The 19172-nt window shown below is 26.8% G+C and carries 14 protein-coding genes; 1 reads left to right on the top strand and 13 read right to left on the bottom strand.

Going from position 1 to position 19172, the window contains the following annotated elements; translation table 11 throughout:
- Window positions 1–3: 3 nt before the first annotated feature.
- From KQI77_RS10070 to KQI77_RS10055, 4 genes are all read right to left on the bottom strand, one after another.
- Window positions 4–894, bottom strand: coding sequence for an ABC transporter ATP-binding protein (locus KQI77_RS10070; protein WP_216390300.1), 891 nt, complete (start codon window positions 892–894; stop codon window positions 4–6).
- Between the two features lie 200 nt (window positions 895–1094).
- A complete protein-coding gene (locus KQI77_RS10065) occupies window positions 1095–2306 on the bottom strand; it encodes a hypothetical protein (RefSeq protein WP_216390299.1) in 1212 nt (403 codons plus the stop codon).
- 39 nt (window positions 2307–2345) lie between these two features.
- Entirely contained in the window at window positions 2346–3056 is a 711-nt protein-coding gene (locus tag KQI77_RS10060; RefSeq protein ID WP_216390298.1) for a sensor histidine kinase, read from the bottom strand.
- Between the two features lie 115 nt (window positions 3057–3171).
- Window positions 3172–3888, bottom strand: a complete 717-nt coding sequence (locus KQI77_RS10055; protein WP_216390297.1) for a LytTR family DNA-binding domain-containing protein — start codon at window positions 3886–3888, stop codon at window positions 3172–3174.
- Between the two features lie 165 nt (window positions 3889–4053).
- Between KQI77_RS10055 and KQI77_RS10050 the strand changes: the two genes are divergently transcribed.
- Entirely contained in the window at window positions 4054–4503 is a 450-nt protein-coding gene (locus tag KQI77_RS10050; protein ID WP_216390296.1) for a hypothetical protein, read from the top strand.
- Between the two features lie 66 nt (window positions 4504–4569).
- On the opposite strand, the gene KQI77_RS10045 is transcribed toward KQI77_RS10050, so the two are convergent.
- From KQI77_RS10045 to tnpB, 9 genes are all read right to left on the bottom strand, one after another.
- Entirely contained in the window at window positions 4570–4920 is a 351-nt protein-coding gene (locus tag KQI77_RS10045; protein ID WP_216390295.1) for a hypothetical protein, read from the bottom strand.
- Between the two features lie 115 nt (window positions 4921–5035).
- A complete protein-coding gene (locus KQI77_RS10040; protein WP_216390294.1) occupies window positions 5036–6007 on the bottom strand; it encodes a 3-oxoacyl-[acyl-carrier-protein] synthase III C-terminal domain-containing protein in 972 nt (323 codons plus the stop codon).
- 67 nt (window positions 6008–6074) lie between these two features.
- A complete protein-coding gene (locus KQI77_RS13055; RefSeq protein WP_253289425.1) occupies window positions 6075–6572 on the bottom strand; it encodes an MATE family efflux transporter in 498 nt (165 codons plus the stop codon).
- A 128-nt stretch (window positions 6573–6700) separates the two neighbouring features.
- Complete coding sequence (locus tag KQI77_RS13050; RefSeq protein WP_253289427.1) at window positions 6701–7213, bottom strand: MATE family efflux transporter; 513 nt, start codon at window positions 7211–7213, stop codon at window positions 6701–6703.
- Window positions 7214–7315: 102 nt separating this feature from the next.
- On the bottom strand, window positions 7316–11914 hold the full coding sequence (locus KQI77_RS10030; protein WP_216390293.1) for a carbohydrate binding domain-containing protein: 4599 nt from the start codon (window positions 11912–11914) through the stop codon (window positions 7316–7318).
- A gap of 225 nt (window positions 11915–12139) precedes the next feature.
- Window positions 12140–16795 carry a carbohydrate binding domain-containing protein gene (locus KQI77_RS10025; protein WP_216390292.1) on the bottom strand — a complete coding sequence of 1552 codons (4656 nt, stop codon included), beginning with the start codon at window positions 16793–16795 and terminating at the stop codon, window positions 12140–12142.
- Window positions 16796–17236: 441 nt separating this feature from the next.
- Window positions 17237–18331: an IS66 family transposase gene (locus KQI77_RS10020; protein WP_367397301.1), complete on the bottom strand. Its 1095-nt coding sequence runs from the start codon at window positions 18329–18331 to the stop codon at window positions 17237–17239.
- Between the two features lie 43 nt (window positions 18332–18374).
- The gene (locus tag KQI77_RS10015; RefSeq protein WP_216390291.1) at window positions 18375–18878 is read right to left on the bottom strand and encodes an IS66 family transposase zinc-finger binding domain-containing protein; all 504 of its coding nucleotides are present in this window, start codon (window positions 18876–18878) and stop codon (window positions 18375–18377) included.
- A 90-nt stretch (window positions 18879–18968) separates the two neighbouring features.
- On the bottom strand, window positions 18969–19172 hold a 204-nt coding region (gene tnpB / locus KQI77_RS10010), incomplete at its 5' end, for a transposase (protein WP_253289424.1).

The raw sequence follows: 19172 nt of genomic DNA, 5'->3' as shown, positions 1-19172 counted from the left end.
ACCTTATGATAATTTTTCTATAAATATTTTATTTAATGACACTTGATCAACACTTATATTATTTATAAGTATTTTTTCTCTTACAATATTTTCAATCAAATGACCTATGTTATAAGCATTATCTAATGTAATCTTATATGACGAATTTACTTTTTCATGTTCTAATTCTAAGTCATTTAATATTCCACATATCTCTTTATCTGTTTCTAATGTTAATATTTTTTTCCCGAATTTATTTTTTATTTCTGAAACAGTCCCATAATCAACTATCTTTCCTTTATTCAACAGTACAACATTGTCACAAAATTCTTCTACATCATCAATTCTATGACTTGAAAAAATAATAGTTTTCTTTTGTTCTAGCAGTTCTTTAAACACCGATTTAAACAATTCCACATTAACAGGATCTAATCCACTAAAAGGTTCATCCAAAATAATAATTTCTGGATTATCAATTAACGCTGTTATTAATTGTACCTTTTGTTTATTTCCCTTAGATAACTCCTCAACTTTTCTATTATAATACTCAGATATTCCAAGTCTCTCAAGCCACTTTTTTGCATTTATTTCTGCTTGTTTACCTGATAGTCCCTTTAACTTACCAAAGTATTTAAGTTGTTCCTTAACAGTAATTTTTAAATATATTCCTCTTTCCTCTGGAAGATATCCTATTCTTATTTTTTCTTTAAATATATCTCTTCCATCATATAATATTGATCCAGAATCCTTACCATATATCTGCAATAATATTCTTATTATTGTAGTCTTTCCCGCACCATTTCTACCTAGCACTCCAAAACTTGTACCTATAGGTATGCTTAAACTCAAATTATCTAGTGCGACAATCTTCTCATTGTTAAAAGTCTTTCTTAAATTCTTTATCTCAAGTTTCATATTAACTCCTCCTGTATTTATCTATGTACTTATATTATTATATTCAGTACTTAAAATGTTTTATTATGCATAAAACAGAAAAATATATACTTATAATTCCATACAAGAATTGTGATTAATAGTGAAACAAAAATAAGTTAGCTAAATGTTGTATTGTTTGAACTCTTATGAGTTTACAACATTTAACTAACTTAATTTTTCTATATATTTATATCCATAATCATATATTGATTTTTTATATAGAAGTTTATCTTTCCTTTTCTTTTTTCTATAATCTTCTTGGATAAAGATATTAGATTATCTTTATCATTTTTTTGAATATATTCTAAATTAACGTATTGATTCACACTAAATTTTAAGCTTAATGAATTTTTATCATTATCTTTTGACTTTAATTCTATATATCTCTTCTCAGAATTCATTGATAACTTAATTGCCTCATTTAACAAACTATTGAGAACATAAGATAATTCTGAATCTGTTAATTTCGACTGTCTCACATCCATATTTAAATTATTATACTCGAAACTTATATCATTTATATCACATTCTTGAAGCTTATTATATATAATTGCTTTTATAAGTGTATCATTTATATACTTAAGTTTTGAATATTTATCTTCTATTATTATAGCATCTGTATAATTATGAACCTTACATTTCAATCTATCACTACCTTGAGAATCCACTATAGATACTAACTTATTAATAGAATTCATATATTCTTGTTCATTATCCTTAAATTTATTAATTAATTCGTCAATTACCTTTGTATATTCTAACTTAATTTTTAATTTTTCCTTTTGTTCTAACATCTTGTAAATAGATATATATAAATATATATTTATTACAATAAATATTATAAAACTCCCTTCAATAAACACAAAAATAGGCTTACTAGTACCTAATGTATCAATTATAAAATTATTTAAGAAAAATATACAAAGAATATTAATAATTATGTACCAAGCATTCTTGCTTTTTATTAGATATATCTCTAAATCTTTATTCGTTTTTTTCATTATCCAATTCATGAAAACACTACACATGCTATTACATATAACTATTATTAATATATAATACTTATTTTCTATATTTTGCCCTACTGAAGTATATTTTAACCCAGCAATTACCAAAATTAATACCATAAGTATAATGTTAGCCATTATCATTTCCATAAATGATAAAATCACTTCTTTATTCAATATCTTACTTTCTATAATTGCTACAATAAAAATACATACTAACGAGTAATAATCATTTGTAATATTTAATATCTTAAGCGAAAGGCAAGTATAGCATATACTAATTATTGTATGTAATATAATATTTTTTTTCCAATCCCTATTAAAAAGAATATTATAAAAAATAAACATAAAAAAAGTTTCTATACATCCTAAAATAAACATCATAAAAAAAATCTCTCCTGATAAAATAACTACTCTTGTAAACTAAATAGTTATTGTTAATATAAAATATTCATCCTTCGTATCAACATCTATACTCCCATTATTTTTTTCAACGACTCTCTTTACTGTATATAATCCATATCCTCTATTATTTCCTTTAGAGGATTTTCCTTTTTTAAATATTTCTGAAAGATCAATTGATTTAGTTGTATCATAAGTATTACTCACTTGAATTATATATCTAACATCATAATATATTTCTATATTTATTCTTCTATTTTCTAACAATGCCACTGCTTCTATAGCATTATTAATCAAATTATTAATAACTATAGATAATTCTGTATCTTGGATTGAGCAATCAGTCATATTACTCTTTACACTATAATTAAATTTTATATTTTTCTCTTGGCATTCTTTTATTTTATTATAAAGAACTGCTTTAATTATTACATTATCAATATATTTCAGATTAGAATATGCATTAGACACAGCTATCTCTTTTACATATTTATTAATATCATTACTTAACGCTTCATCTCCGTCTAAATTAACCATTGCAGCTAATGTATTTAGATGATTTTTATATTCATGTTCTGTAGCTCTATATTTATGTATTAATTCATCCATAATATTCTGATACTCTACGTTTATCTCAAGTTTTTTCTTTTCTGATACATTTCTATATATATCTCTCACAAAAAATATATTCATTATAATAAAAATAACTATAAGCAATAAGCTTTTCTTCAAAAATTCCCCTCTTAACAAATCATTATTTGCTAAAAATCTTATTAATATTATGTAATATGCAAAGCTGAATATAAATATATATAGGTTCTTATTTTTCAAAACTTTCTTAATCATGTTAATTTATTTTCTCCATCACTATATCTTTATATTTATATCCTAATGGAATATTATCAGTACAATTCCAGAAAAAGATATCCCATATTTTATTTTCTATTTTAACAATTTTTTCTATAAATCTTGTATTCACAGCAAAAGCTTTATGGCATTGCACAATATCTTGATTCTTTATTTCCCCTAACAATTTTGCCAGTCCAAATCCTTTAGCCACGATATCTTTATCTTTAGTTTTTATCCTACAATTTCTATTGGCATATTCTATATAAATTATGTCCTCAGAATATATTTTTGTTTTAACACAACCATCTACTGTTACAACTATATATTCTCCCTCTTTTTCTTTTACATCATTATTTCCTTCAAATAAATCTATAATTTTCTTTACATCTGCTTCATTATATGGTTTAACCAAAAAATCATAACAATGTATGCCTTTAAACGCCTCCATTATATGTATGATATTATTTGTAATAAAAACTATCCCTGTTAATGAATATTTCTTAATACTTCTTAATTGTTTTGCCAAATCCATACCAGATCCATCAACAAGTTCTATATCTAATAAAAATAAACTAATATCTTTTTCCTTTGCTATCTCTAATGCTTTTTTTACTGAATCTGTACTATATATTCTTGAATCAAGATAATTTCTTTCTATCATCTTAACTAATGCTTCTCTTTGTTCTTTTACGTCCTCTACTACTAAAATATTCATAAAAGTCCTCCCAAAACCATCTATAGTTTTATTTTACAATGCATATACTTTTTTTTCAACGCAATTATTTTCATGTATATTATTTTCCCTTTTATACATATCATCTCATTTAACATTATTAACAAAGTATAATATACTTATAATATTATATAGGAGGGTTAAATTATGTTTACTAAAATAGAGCAGATTGTATTGTCATTAAATTATAACTTTAATAATATCAACTTAATATACATTGATGATACTATGACCACAGATTATATTACCTCAACATTAGAGCTTAATGAGAAAAAAGAAAATACCTTTCTAGTTGTTTATAATTCATCTATCACTAATTGTTCTAAACTAAATAAATTACTAAATGAATTTAATAAAATCAATATTATTTATCTTGATAATGAATTAATTTTAGGTTCAAATATAGATTATTCTTTAAACCTACTTAATTTAAAAAAGTTTAAAGTAGAAGACTATTCTATACAAGAATGTAGCAATATAATCAAGAATATAATACTATTATTATCTCAAACTCTTTTAGATAATAATAAGCTATATTCAATAAAGAAAAATAATAATGATATTACTCTATGGAAACTTAATTCTTCATTTAGTTAATTAAAATATAATTTTGGTTATAATAAAAAAGTAGTAGTGTTAAATTTCAACACTACTACTTTTTTATTATGATAATTTAGGGGCTTGATCTACAAATTCAAATGATGCATTTGCTTCTTTCGCAATTCTCTTCATTTGCATTTTAGCTGTTGCTGTGCTCGGATTTATCAAATATACTTTTCCAAATTCTTTATCATATTTAGAAAAACATTCTTTTAATATCGGAATTAACTTAGGACTTGCAGTCATAAGATCCTTACCATCCAACACTAAAATGCTATCTTTAGTATTTTTTATATCACTTACTGCATTATTATAATCACTCATAAAATTAACAGCATTCTCTTCATTGTAAAATCCTTCGAATTTAATAGTTAAATTCTTACCTTCTCTTATAAAACTATGTTTTCCTGACACATTTATTCACTCCTTTGTTTATTATATTTATCATAGCTTTATAATACTCCTATATTTACCTTATTTCTATAAATATGGATTTTCTTAAAATATATTTTACAAAATACAAATTTTGTTAATATCTTAAAATTATTGCACAAGAAGTCCAATATACTCCTACAGACCAAAATGCAACATATTCTCCTCTGTGTATCTTGCCTTGCTTAATTCCTTCATAGAAAGCAACAAAAGGTGAACTTGTTCCAGTATAACCATATCGATCCCCAATATAAATAAATTTTTCTTCTGGTTCATCTAATTCTTTTATAATGCCTTCTAACATACTTTTTGCATATTGTGATAAACAATAATGGTCAATATCTGCAAATTTCATATTATGTGTAACAAGAATATCTTCAAACATATCTTTTGTACATTTAGGAACAAAACTTGCATCAAAAGGAATCCACTTTAATTCTGGCTTTATATTATTATAAAATCCTTCTTTTGGATAAAGCACATATGTATCAGCTTCTTCACTATTAACCATATAAGTAGATCCAACAACACCTTCTTCATCTGTTTTTTCTAATATTAATGCACACCCTAAATCTCCAAACATAGGATATGTATATTCATTATTTATATCACATCCATAAGTCATACAGTCCGCTCCAACAATTAACGCTGTGTTAAATCTATCTTTTTGTTTTAAATAACGTACCGCTTCATCTACAGCTGCAAGCATCCCTAAGCAATTAGAATTAACATCCTGAACCATTGTTGTAGGCTTTCCTCCTATTGCTTTATGTATTTGTAATGCTTGAATAGGGCATGTATTTTGAGGAAATTGACTAGCAAATAAAATCATATCAATATCTTTTCCTTCTAGATTGGCCTTTTTTAATACTTTCTTAGCAGCACTTATTCCTAGAGATACCGTATTCTCCTTATGTTTGTCCCCTACATACCTTTCATTTCTTCCAAATGTCTCTAATAAACCTTCTATATTTTTACCCTGTCTTTTAAAATGATCTATATAATAGTCATTTGAAAATTTAGTCTTAGGCACTACAATTTCAATTTCTTTAATTTTTACATTTCTCATATTTAATTCTCAACTCCTTTTATATAATTTCCCCAAATAATAAAAAACCCTTTTATTACCCTCAATACTACTCTTTACTTAATATTTCTCCTTCACACTTCAACAACACACTATGCTTTACCCACCTATAAGCAATTAAACATATTATTACTGATAACAATGATCCCGCAGGTGCCGCAAGTCCCATTGGAAATAATGTATTGGGAAAATACTTAGAAGCATAATATGATCCTGGTACCCTCACTAATATAATAGCTAATATATTATGTGAAAATCCAATATAAGATTTACCATAAGCACAAAAATATCCAGTAAAACAAAAATGAATCCCAGCAAAGATACAGTCCCAAATATAACTTTTAATATATTGACTCCCTAATAAAATTACTATCGTATCTTTAGTAAATAAATTTATAACTGAACTTGCTATTAATTGTATAACAAGTACTACAATTATACCATAAATGCTAGTTAGTATAATTCCATAATGTAATGTCTTTTTAGCTCTATCATGTTTATTTGCCCCTATATTCTGCGCAGATACTGCTGAAACTGTAGCTAGCATTGAAGAAGGTATAATAAAAATAATGCACTTATCATCTTCTCTACGATTCCTACAGCAGCTGCATCATCTAACCCTCTATGATTCGCAATAACTGTAATTATAACAAAGGCTACTTGAATACAACCATCTTAAACTGCAACAGGAATTCCTATCTTCAACACTTCTGATATAACAGATTTCTTAAGTATAAAATCTTCTTTTTTTAAATTTATGCCAATATTTCTCTTCTTAATTGTTATAAGTGCGATAATAACGCTAATAGTCTGAGATAATGTAGTTCCTAATGCTACTCCAGCAGCCCCTAATTTAAATACAAATACCCCTATGCAATTTCCAATTATATTTATTATATTAGTAATTAGATATATATACATTGTTACATTAGTTTTTCCTATACTTCTACATAAAGATGCTCCTGCATCATAAATAGCCAATGCTGGAAGAGAAAGAGTTGTTATAACTAGATATATTTCACAGGCATTCATAACATCTGCTTCAGTTTTTCCAAATAAAAGTCGCAACAAAGGCCAACGGAATATTAAAATCAATACAGTGTTAAAAGAAGTTGTTAAAGAAACTCCAGACACATCAGCTTCACTAGAGAAACTAACCACAAAGGTATCTGCAATACCTACAAACATCAAAAGAAATTGTTCAATAAAAAGAGGTATAATATTTCCTCCACATAAATATAATAAAAGACTAGTCTTTTAAATTCTATTCAAAAGACTAGTCTTATCTAATTACATAACTTTATTTACTTTGCCATTAGAATATGTGTAATATCCTATACCGAATTCATAATTTCTTCCACCAGCACTATCCCAATGTCCATTTCCATCATTAAAGCACGCTGTTAATTTATCCTCATATCCTAAATCTATTATTATCTTGTAATCATATCCTTCCTTTTCAGAAGTCTTTTCCATTTTAACTCCTGGAACGTTAGTCCAATTTCCATTACCTACTTTGTAATGAATATATGGATTGTCATATCCTTTATAATATATTGTTGTTATGTTTTTTGAATTTTCTTTAACATTTATTATCTTTTTTAAAGTAGTATATCCACCTTCTGCTTCTCTTGCATATGCTGTTATTTCATATGTTCCTGCTTCTGTTGGTGTCCATGATACTTTATTAGATGTTTTATCAGTCATTATCGACTTTCCATTTACTTCTAAATCGTAGTAATTTTGTCCTTTTCCTCCTGTAGTATTAATTATTAATTCTGTAGTTGACCCTGCTTCAAAAATATCTCCATAAGTTGATGTTATAGAACTGATTTCCAAATTTTTATATTCTTGTATTTCAAACTCTAAAGTCTTTCTATCTTCATTACCCACTGAGTCTTTTGCTTGTACTGTTAATGTATATTTTCCTGGTGTACTTAATAAAGTTGATAAAGTATTATACTCTGAATAATCTCTAAGTACTCCCGAATCTCCTGTAGTATTGTTTTTATATTCAAATCTATATTCTACTTTTCCTTCACCATTTGAAGATTTAACTGTGAATATATTTTGATTTCCAGATACATACAAACTTCCAAGCTTTGAATCAATTGAATTAATTTTGAATTGTTTGTTTGGTTTTTCTATTTCTGTACTTACTCCATTACTATAAGTATAATATCCAGTATTAAACTTATAATTTTTTCCTCCATTACTGTCCCAATTTCCATTTCCATTGTTAAAACATGCTTCTAATGTATCTTCATCGCCTAAATCTATTGTTACTGCATAATTATAACCTTCTATATCTGAATTTTTATCCATCTTAATTCCTGGTACATTTGTCCATGCTCCATTTCCTATTCTATAATGAATATACGGATTATCATATCCTTTATAATATATTGTTGTAGTAGTCAATTTTGCCGGTTCTGTTACTGTTACTTCTATTGTTTTATTTGCATAATTTCCTGCATTATCATTACAATTAATCTCAATCTTATAATTACCTGTTTTACTAGGTTTCCATTTTACTTCTTCATTATTACTATTCTCTTTAAAATATTCATAATTATTATCTTCATCTATTGCTACTAAACTATATTTCTTCTCTCCATATCCTCCTGACAACTTAATGGAAAAGTTAAATTCTTCTCCAAGCTCTATTGTATCTTTGTTTGCTTTAAATGTATCAATAGTTATAGGATCTGTTTTAACATTAAAACTTAAATTACAAGTATTAACAATTCCTCTACTATCCTTTCCTTCTATAATTAAGTAATGATATCCTCCCTTTGTAGCCTTATACTTTAATGTATCCGAATATGAAAAATCTTGTATCACTTCAGATTGTCCACTATAATTATCAATTACTTTATATTTTACTTTATCAACGTTGTATCTACTTTTAAATTTAAAATTAATAATACCATTTATTTCGACTTCTTTTTTATCCATCTCAGGATAATCTATCTTTAAATCCCCCTGAGTAATTTTTAATTTTTTGTATGCTGTTGTTGAATTTCCTGCTTCATCCTTAACAATAACTTCAAATTTATATTCACCAGGTTTCTCTAAATTAGGATAGAAACTTTCCCAACTAACATTATCAATCTTGTAATACTTATTATTAAAATAATAACCATATTGATAACTATAGTTTCCAACTCCTCCAACAGCAACTGTCTTTAAGCAATAAGTTTCACTTGCTTTTATTTCATCTAAATCTTCATAATCACTATAACTTTGTTGAGCTTTAAACGAACTTACACTTAATTGTCCTTCTTTTATTTCATAATTAAAAGTTATGTTATCTTCTTCTCCAGTAGTATTATTTTGAGCTGTTACATAAAATGTATATGTTCCAATCAATTTTGTTTCAGTAAATTTATATTTGTCGTCTTCTGTATAATCTCTATATACATTTCTCTTACTACCATCTGGTAAAATTACATATACATCATAACTTATATTATTATCTGTATTATCTACATTAGTATTAATACCGAAAGATATATTTGTATTTCTTAATTGAGGTGATTTCTTTTCAAAATTAATACCTGTTATTTTAAAATCTTCTTTATTTTTTACAATACATTTAATTTCTTCACTTGAAACACTTTCATGAGTTATCTTATCATAAACACTATATGATATAGTATATTCTCCTGCTTCTGTAGGTTCCCAAATATAATAGCTTTTACTAACAAGAATACTATGTTTTACTTTTTTATCTATATTAAAGGTATAACTATATTCACCTGAGCCACCTGAAACATCAGTATATATTTTTATAGCCTCTCCTACTTTTAGTGATGTTTTACTAACTTGTATACTATCAATTTTCAACTCACTATTTTCTTTATTAATCTTTCCATTTTCTAAAGTATTTGAACCTTTGTCAAATAAATAATTACTTCCATTATTATTATCCCAAGAATTTTTCCCATTATTAAAACATGCTTCTACCTTACTTTTTTCTGGGTACTCACTCATATCTACAATATATTCAAAATAACCATCTTTACTAGTTGATTTATTCATTTCTTTACCTGGTACAGTTGTCCAATTACCATTATTTATTCTAAAATGAATATATGTTGAACTGTAATTATTATTTTTATAATATATTTTGCAATAAGTATTATTCACCTTCTTCTCTACTCTTTGAGATGTTTTTCCTTCTTTATCTATTGCTTTTACTGAATAAGTGTATTCTCCATTTAAATCTTTTTCATCTAAAAATGTTGTATCTTCAGTAGAACCAATAAGTGAATTATCTCTATATATTTTATAATAACTTATATCATCAGATGCTTTATCCCACGATAACTCACCATGATTGTCTTTATTAATATTAACTTTAAAATTAGTTGGTGATTTTACTTCTGAAACTTTAGATTCTACTTCTATACCTTTTCCATCTAATTTAACACTTTTATCTAATAAAGATGTTCTTGAATTATTAGATTTATCTATTAAGGCTACATCTTTTACCGTTAAATCTACACCATCTTTTTTTGTATCATCAATATTTACCTTTATTCCGTCCTTTAATATCTTTTCCCTAGTAAGTGTATCATTATATCTACTTAAATCAATTACAAATTTACCATCAGAGGCATTAGTTGTTCCATCATAACCATGTTTTCCTCCACGATTGTCAAATATAGGTTTTAACATAGTTATGTTTTCTTCATCTCCTGTATAACAAGTAATAGCGACTGTATTTCTTAATTCTGTATTTAAATCTAATTCTAAATACAAATCATCATTATTAGCAGTATCAGTCATATTAATTCCATATGCCATATAATCTTCAATAACACCTATTCTACTTGATGAATAATCAGATAAAACTGAAGATTTATAATTTAATGCATCATATGCAACCCATACAAAACCTGAATTTTTATATCCTTTTCCCCATGAGTTTGCTATTTTTATAGCACCCATTTCTCCTTCATCTACTTCATTATCATTATCTATATCAACCCATATATTATCATCATAACCTACTATAGTCATTTCATGATATCCATATTCACCTTCACAACTTGTTACTATTGTTTCTCCAGCATGATCATATCCTTCGTTAATAGTATCATATTCAAATGCATATATATATGTGCTAAAACTTAGTATTTCTCCTTTAGCTAACACGCTTTTAAGAACATTCAAATTAGAATCATTTGGTGACTTAATTGGTGTATCCTCACCTAATTTTCCTATTTCTACAGAATAGCTTTCACTAATCCTATTTTTTAAAGCATTTTCCCAAATGTTATCTCTTGCAAAATAATCATAATGAAAATTTTCTGGCATCATTCCACTATATGATCTTGGAACATCTTTAATACTTGCTGCCCCATTTCTTTTTAGTAAACTAAGAACGCTAGAAACTGATGATCCACTATTATTTCCATCATTAGTTAAATTGTAACACCACCTAGGTGACATAAGATTTTCTTCACAATCTGCACTAGTATTATGATACTTGTTATATTCATAAGTCATTAAATAATACCCTATTGAATAGCTTACACAAGAGCTTCCATTCTGTCCTACTATAGGTGGAAAATATTTATTCTTGCTATTATCCACACTACTTGGGATTTCTTCACTTTGAGAAGCTGCCTTAGGAACTTTTTTAGGTGATCTGCTATTATTATTTAACACCTCATATACTTTTTCTTCTGAATCAACTTTTACTAAATTTTGATCAAGCCATTCTTGTCCAGCTTTATCTTCTGGAATAAGTCCAGTTTCATATTGGTTATAATTATTATCATCTGATGTTTTTGCTTGTACCTTATAGTTATACCCCGTAGTAAACATGGAAAAAAGCATAAATGATGACATTATAACCGAAAGAATTTTTTTCTTCATTTATTTATCCCCCTCTTTCTTAAATTAGAAATACCTATTAGACCAGCAAAAGGTTGTATATAGGAATTTACTTACATGTAAATACTAACACGGGAGTGATTTATTTACAATAGAGTTTAATTTATTTAAAATCATAAGAAAACATTTACATAAACTCTTTAATTATATGGATTTTTCTCATAAAAAATGCTGCACCTTTTAGTGCAGCATTTAAGCCTTTTATAATTAATTAATTTTTGTTATATTTCCATTTGAATAAATATAATCTCCTACACCAAATGCATAGTTCTTTCCATTATTGCTATCCCATGATCCATTTCCATTGTTAAAGCATGCTATTAAATTATCAGCATCTCCTAAATCTATTGTAATCTTGTAATCATAACCTGGTTTTTCTGAAGTCTTCTTCATTTTAACTCCTGGAACGTTAGTCCAATTTCCATTACCTACTTTGTAATGAATATATGGATTGTCATATCCTTTATAATATATTGTTGTTATGTTTTTTGAATTTTCTTCAACATTTATTATCTTTTTAAAAGTAGTATATTCACCTTGTTCTTCTCTTGCATATGCAACTATTTCATATGTTCCTGCTTCTTCCGGTGTCCATGATACTTTATTAGAAGTATCATCAGTTATTATTGATTTTTCATTGACTTGTAAATCATAATAATTTATCCCTCTTCCACCTACAGTATTAATAATTAATTCTGTTGTTTCTCCTTTTGAAAAAGAGTCTCCTAAACTTGATGTTACTGATTCAATCTTTAAATCTTTATATTCTTCTATTGTGAAATCTAAAGTCTTAGAATCTGTATTTCCAGCTTCATCTTTTGCATAAACTGTTAATGTATATTTACCTGATGTACTTAAATAAGTTGATAGTGTATTATATTCTGAATAATCTCTAAGGACCCCTGAATCTCCTGTAGTATTATTTTTATACTCAAATCTATATTCTACTTTTCCTTCACCATTTGATGATTTAACTGTAAATATATTTTCATTTCCAGATACATATGAAGTTCCAAGTTTTGAATCAATTGAATCAATTTTTAATTGCTTTGTTGGTTTCTCTATTTCTGTAATTACTCCATTACTATAAGTATAGTATCCAGTACTAAACTTATAATTATTTCCTCCATTACTGTCCCAATTTCCATTTCCATTGTTAAAGCATGCTTCTAATGTATCCTTATCTCCTAAATCTACTGTTATTGCATAGTTATATCCATCTAATTCAGAATTTTCTTCCATCTTAACTCCTGGTGCTGTAGTCCAAGTTCCATCTGCAATTCTGTAATGAATGTATGGATTATCATATCCTTTGTAATATATTGTTGTAGTTGTTAATTTTACTGGTTCTGTTACAGTTACTTCTATTGTACTATTTGCATAATTGTAAGCATCATCATGACAATCTAATCGAATCTTATATTTTCCAATCTTACTAGGTTTCCATGTTACTTCTTTTGAATCACTATTTTCTTTAATGTAAGTATATTCTAAATTTTCGTCTGAAGCTAAAATATTATATAATATTTTGCCATATCCCCCTGATAACTTGGTTTCAAGCTTAACACTTTCTCCAAGTTCTATTGTGTCCTTATTCGCTTTAAAAGAATCAATTACAATTGGATCAGTTGTAACTCTAATATTTACGAAATTAGAATTAACAACTCCTCTGCTATCTTTACCTTCTATAAATAAAGTATGATATCCTCCCTTTGTGGCTTTATACTTAAATGTATCACCATAAGTAAAATCTTGTATTACCTCAGACTCACCATTATAATTATCAATAACTTTATACTTTACTGCATCAACATTAAACTTACATTTAAAATTAATGTTAAGATAATCATTTAACTTAACCTCTCTGGTGTCCATTTCTGGAGGTAAAATATTCAAATCTCCTTGAGTGATTTTTACATTTTTATATACAGTTGCTGAATTTCCAGCCTCATCCTTTACAACTAGCTCAAATTTATAATCTCCAGGTTTCTCAACTTGTGGATATAAATAAGAATAATCATTACCATCAATTTTATGATATTCATCATTATAATAATATCCATATTGATAACTATATCTACCAACACCTCCAACAACCTGTGCTGCTAAATAATAAAAATCACTTGCTTTAACTTCCTTTATCTCTTCACTATCATAATAATTTTTAACAGCCTTAAATGACTTAATAGTCAATGGTCCATCTTTTATTTCATAATTAACTGTTTTGTTTGATTCTTCTCCTGTATCATTATTTGTAGCTTTCACATTGATAGTGTATGTTCCAATTAAATCAGTAAAATAATATTTGAATTTAGTTATATCTGAAGCTTCAGGATACAAATTGCTTTCATTTCCACTAGGATCAGTTATTAATACTTTATAAGATATATTATTATTAAGATCATCTGCATTAGTCTTTACATTAAAAGTTATTACAGAATTACGTAATTCACATGAATCATCTGAAAAGTCTATGCCTGTTACTTCAAAAGGTTTCTCATTTATAATTCTAAAATTGACTGCATCTGAATATTTTGTTCTTTCCCCAGTTACTTTATCTTCTACATAACAATAAATCTGATAATTTCCAAGTTCAGTTGGTTTCCAATAATAAATTTTATTAGTCCCAACATACCAAGCATGCTTTTCTTTTTCAATTGCTAGAGAACAATAATAATCTCCTGAACCACCTTCTACTATAGGAGTTATTATTATAGTATTACCAATTGATTGAGGTGATTGACTTTCAATATTGACTCCTACTAATTTAAGTGGTTTTTTCTCTTCATTAACACATCCATTTTCCACTGTAAATATGCCTTTTTTTAAACTATAATTTTTACCACCGTTATTGTCCCAAGCACCATTGCCATTATTAAAGCATGCAGTAATATTACTATTTTCTGAAGATTGGCTTAAATCAATAATATATTCTGAATATCCTTGTTTATCCGAAGAAGAATTCATTTTAATACCTGGTGCTATAGTCCAAGAATCAGAATTTATTCTATAATGTATATATGATGATGAATAATTTGAATTCTTATAATATACTTTACAATATGAATTATTTACACTTGTATTTTCCTTTTTAGATTTATTACCATTAACATCAACGCTTCTTACAGCATACGAGTATTTACCATTAAGATCTGAATCATCTACAAATGTTGTGTCTGTTGTTTGCCCTAAGTATAACCCATTTCTATATACTTGATAGTAAGCTATTGATTCATTATTCTTTATTGACCAATTTAATGATACTTTTCCATTATCAACTTTTGCAGATAAATTATTAGGCGCTTCTACACTAATATCCTTTGAATAAACTTCAACTGTTGATTTCTCAACCTTAATAGGTTTTTCAATTAACGATGTCCTTGAATTATTATTCTTATCAACTAATACCAAACTTTTTATTGATAAATTATTATAATCAGGCTGTATATTTGTAATATTTATTTTTAATCCATCTTTTAATATTTTATCTTTAGTTAATATACTATTATATCTACTTAAATCAAAAACAAATTTTCCATCTGTTGCATTAGTTGTTCCATCATACCCATAAGAACCTCCTCTAAATCCATCTAATACTGGATATAACGATTCTATTTTGTCTTCATTAATATCTGAAACATTTATTTGGGTTTTAGATCTATCAGAAGAATTTGCCACTACCTCTAAATAATATTCTTCATTTTCGCTTTTATCTTCCATAACTAATCCAATTACTTCATTATAATCAATAGCTCTATACCTTGTTGTGCTACTAATATTTTTATTATTAACACTTGATACTTCATTTAATGCATCATAAGATAACCATACGAATCCTGAATTTTTATAAGAAGTTCCCCATGAATTAGCTACCTTAAATGCACCTTTTTCACCTTCATCAACTATACCATTTTCATTAATGTCATACCATATGTCATCATCATATCCTACAATAGTCATTTGATGAGGACCACCAGAACCATAATCACATCTTCCCACTATATATTCGCCAGCATATTTGTCATTCTCTGGCACCTGACTATTTTGAGAAATTATTCCATATCTAAATGTATATATATCTGTTCCAAAAGAAAAAATTTCTCCCTTAGATAATGCATACTTTATTAAATTTAAATCTTCATCTTTAGGTGATGTTATAGGTGTACTTTGCTTACTATCTCCTATTTTTATATAATATCCATCTTTAATTCTATTATCTTGAGCATGTTCCCAAATATCATCTCTTGCAAAATAATCTGTATAATAGTTTGTAGGCAAACTACCAGAATATTTTATAGGAACTTCACTAATTGATACAGCTCCATTATCTATTAATCTTCTAACACAACTTGATGCAAATGTCCCTGCATTTTTACCTCCATTTGTCAAATTATATGTCCATCTAGGTGACATAATATTTTCATCACAATTAGCACTTGTATCATGATACTTATTATAGTCATAAGTCATCACATAATATGTAAGTGAATAACTGACACATGACCCACCAATTTGATTAGCTATTGGTGGAAAATATTTCGTAACACTATTATCCACGCTAGAAGGAATTTCGCCTTCTATTTCATTATATGAATTTTCTGCACATGGATTAGCTGAATACGATTGTATTTCATCACTTCCATTTTCAATTACTTGATTCACTTGTTCTTTTGACTCAATGTTAAGCATATTATCATCAAGCCATTCTTGCCCCTCTTCTGTCTCTTCAAGACGTCCTGTTTGATAACTACTATAATCTATATCATCTGTATTTTCTTTAGCTTGTACTATTGGAATACTTGAGCTAAACATTGAAAAAATCATAGATACCGATACTATAGCAGCTATAAATTTTTTTTTCATTTATTTTCCCCCTCTTTTGTAAATAGAAATACCTATTAGTTATTTTAAATTGCAAATTAGTTAAATATTGAATATAGGTAATTTTCTTACACGTAAATATTAGCACATAAACAATTTTTTGACAATAAAATTTAATCTATTTAAACTTTTATGAAAACATTTACACAGAATCTTTACTATTGACACATTTCCCTTTACCTTTTTTTACAAAAAAAAAAAAAAAAACTACATACGGAAATAGAAATTTAGGTATGCTAAAATAAGCTCAGATATTAGGAAGTAACTAATACCTGAACTACAGTTTAATATTTTTTATTTTATCATTATATATATAACTAAAACGTAATCGTCAAAAATTTCACGTATTTTAACTATAAATATCTGATGATAAAATAAACTCAGATAGTAAAAATGCTTACTGTCTGAGTTACAATTTAATATTTATTTTGAAGATTTAAGTTTCAATTCCTCTGGAATTGTATCGGACCAAGGTATCAATTCTAATAATAAATCTTTTTCTCTAATTTCCATATTTGATAAATGATCAAATAAATAAATTAAGTACCTTTCTATTTTTAGATTATTAGCTTTAGCTGTCTCTATTATACTATATATCGTTGCACTTGCCCTTGCTCCTTTAGCAGTATTAGCAAATAACCAATTCTTTCGGCCAATTACAAATGGCTTTATTGAACGTTCTGCTGCATTATTATCAATTTCTAAAGAACCATCTTCTAATATGTTCTTCATTGTTGGAACTGTTTTTTGAGCATATTCTAATGCTTTTCCGAGAGGACTTCTTGGAAGTGCATCTTTGATTTCTATATTTATATACTTTTCAAAAGCTTCTAAAATCGGTGATAGTTTTTCAAGCCTTATTTCATAACGTTTTTGATAATAATCATCATCGTTACCATATTGTTCTCTTATATCTTTTTCTAATTTATAAATTTGCTCACAATAATTAAACCCTATAATTGCTCTTGAGTTTTTTAGGGCTTCATCACTTAAATTATTTACAATTTCATGGAATTTTCTACGTATATGTGCTAAACAATATACTCGCTTAACATTTTCAACTTTATTGTATCCTTGATACCCATCGGTTTGCAAGAATCCACTAAAGCCTTTCAAAAATTCCTTAGGGCAAGAACTAGATCTTGTTTTTTGATAATCATAAAGTATTATCGGATTTCGGCTTGAACCTGTTTTATATAGCCACATATATTTTTTTGCTTTAGATTCATTGCCATTATGTTCAATAACTTTTATCGTTGTTTCATCAGCTTGAACATAATTAGACTTAAGTACTTCATCTTTCATTAGATTATATACATCCGTAAGTTCTGCAGCTACTCCAATAACCCAATTAGATAAGGTTTGTCTAGATAAAGTAGCTCCTAACATATTAAAGTAATTTTCTTGCCTATATAATGGAACTGAATAAAGAAATTTTAATGAAATAACATGACTTAACAGATTATTAGAAGCCATTCCTTTATTAATTAGATTTTTAGGAGCTTTTGTAGTAGTAATATTAGAATTTATGTTGTCTGCTTCGCATTTACGGCAAGCGTAGCTATATGTTATATGTTATATGTTCTTCAACATATAATCTCGCCGGAACAAATTTTAATACTTGTTTAGTAGAATTAACTCCTATTATTTCTAATGGAGAGCCACATTCCTTACATATAGCTTCTTCTTCAGAAAGTTTATGTTCTATAATAACCTTTTCTAACCCTTCTAAATTATCTTTCTTTCCTGTATTATTAGAAGATTTCTTTCTTGTATAGCACACTTCTTCAATAATAGGTTCATTTATATTTGAATTACTCTCTTTTTCTGCTTCATTAAAAAGAGATAGTTGATTAGAATCTACTTTTTCACTTGAAGAAGAGAAGATCTTTTTGTTTCTATTAGCCAGTTGTGCTTTCAAATATGCTAACTCATTTTTAAAATTATTAATTTCATCATTTTTAGATTTTAATTCTTCATCTTTTTTATCAAGTTTTTTTTCCATTTCAGCTATTAAAGATTTTGTTTTTTCATCTAATTGATTTTCTAAAAATTCGTCCTTCATTTCTTACCTCAAAGCCTTAGTTTTACTACCTCTATTATACCATAAAAGCCCTTTGTTTCCAAAGGGTTTCGGACATTTTGCAATATATTATTAATAGTAATTTTTTTGAGTAACAGGCTTGAATTTTGATGTATTTCTAATTTCATAACCTTTTAATAACCATTTTAGTTCATCCTTATTTACCTTAAGTGCTTCTTCTGGATTCTGAGGCCATTTAAAGTGACTATGTTCTAATCTATAATAGTAAAGCCAGAACCCTTCATCAAAGTGCAATATCTTTAACTTATTCATTTG

Source organism: Clostridium sp. MSJ-8, assembly GCF_018918325.1.
In the GTDB taxonomy this organism is placed as follows: Bacteria; Bacillota; Clostridia; order Clostridiales; family Clostridiaceae; genus Clostridium.
The sequence above is the reverse complement of the archived record's forward strand: the minus strand, read 5'-3'. Positions and strand labels throughout refer to the sequence as shown.

Bases quoted from the DNA above. Each gene is read 5' to 3' on its own strand.
- KQI77_RS13050 (WP_253289427.1), bottom strand. From the start codon at position 7,213: ATGTTTGTAGGTATTGCAGATACCTTTGTGGTTAGTTTCTCTAGTGAA.
- KQI77_RS10070 (WP_216390300.1), bottom strand. From the start codon at position 894: ATGAAACTTGAGATAAAGAATTTAAGAAAGACTTTTAACAATGAGAAG.
- KQI77_RS10030 (WP_216390293.1), bottom strand. From the start codon at position 11,914: ATGAAGAAAAAAATTCTTTCGGTTATAATGTCATCATTTATGCTTTTT.
- KQI77_RS10050 (WP_216390296.1), top strand. From the start codon at position 4,054: ATGTTTACTAAAATAGAGCAGATTGTATTGTCATTAAATTATAACTTT.
- KQI77_RS10065 (WP_216390299.1), bottom strand. From the start codon at position 2,306: ATGATGTTTATTTTAGGATGTATAGAAACTTTTTTTATGTTTATTTTT.
- KQI77_RS10015 (WP_216390291.1), bottom strand. From the start codon at position 18,878: ATGAAGGACGAATTTTTAGAAAATCAATTAGATGAAAAAACAAAATCT.
- KQI77_RS10025 (WP_216390292.1), bottom strand. From the start codon at position 16,795: ATGAAAAAAAAATTTATAGCTGCTATAGTATCGGTATCTATGATTTTT.
- KQI77_RS13055 (WP_253289425.1), bottom strand. From the start codon at position 6,572: ATGCTAGCTACAGTTTCAGCAGTATCTGCGCAGAATATAGGGGCAAAT.
- KQI77_RS10055 (WP_216390297.1), bottom strand. From the start codon at position 3,888: ATGAATATTTTAGTAGTAGAGGACGTAAAAGAACAAAGAGAAGCATTA.
- KQI77_RS10040 (WP_216390294.1), bottom strand. From the start codon at position 6,007: ATGAGAAATGTAAAAATTAAAGAAATTGAAATTGTAGTGCCTAAGACT.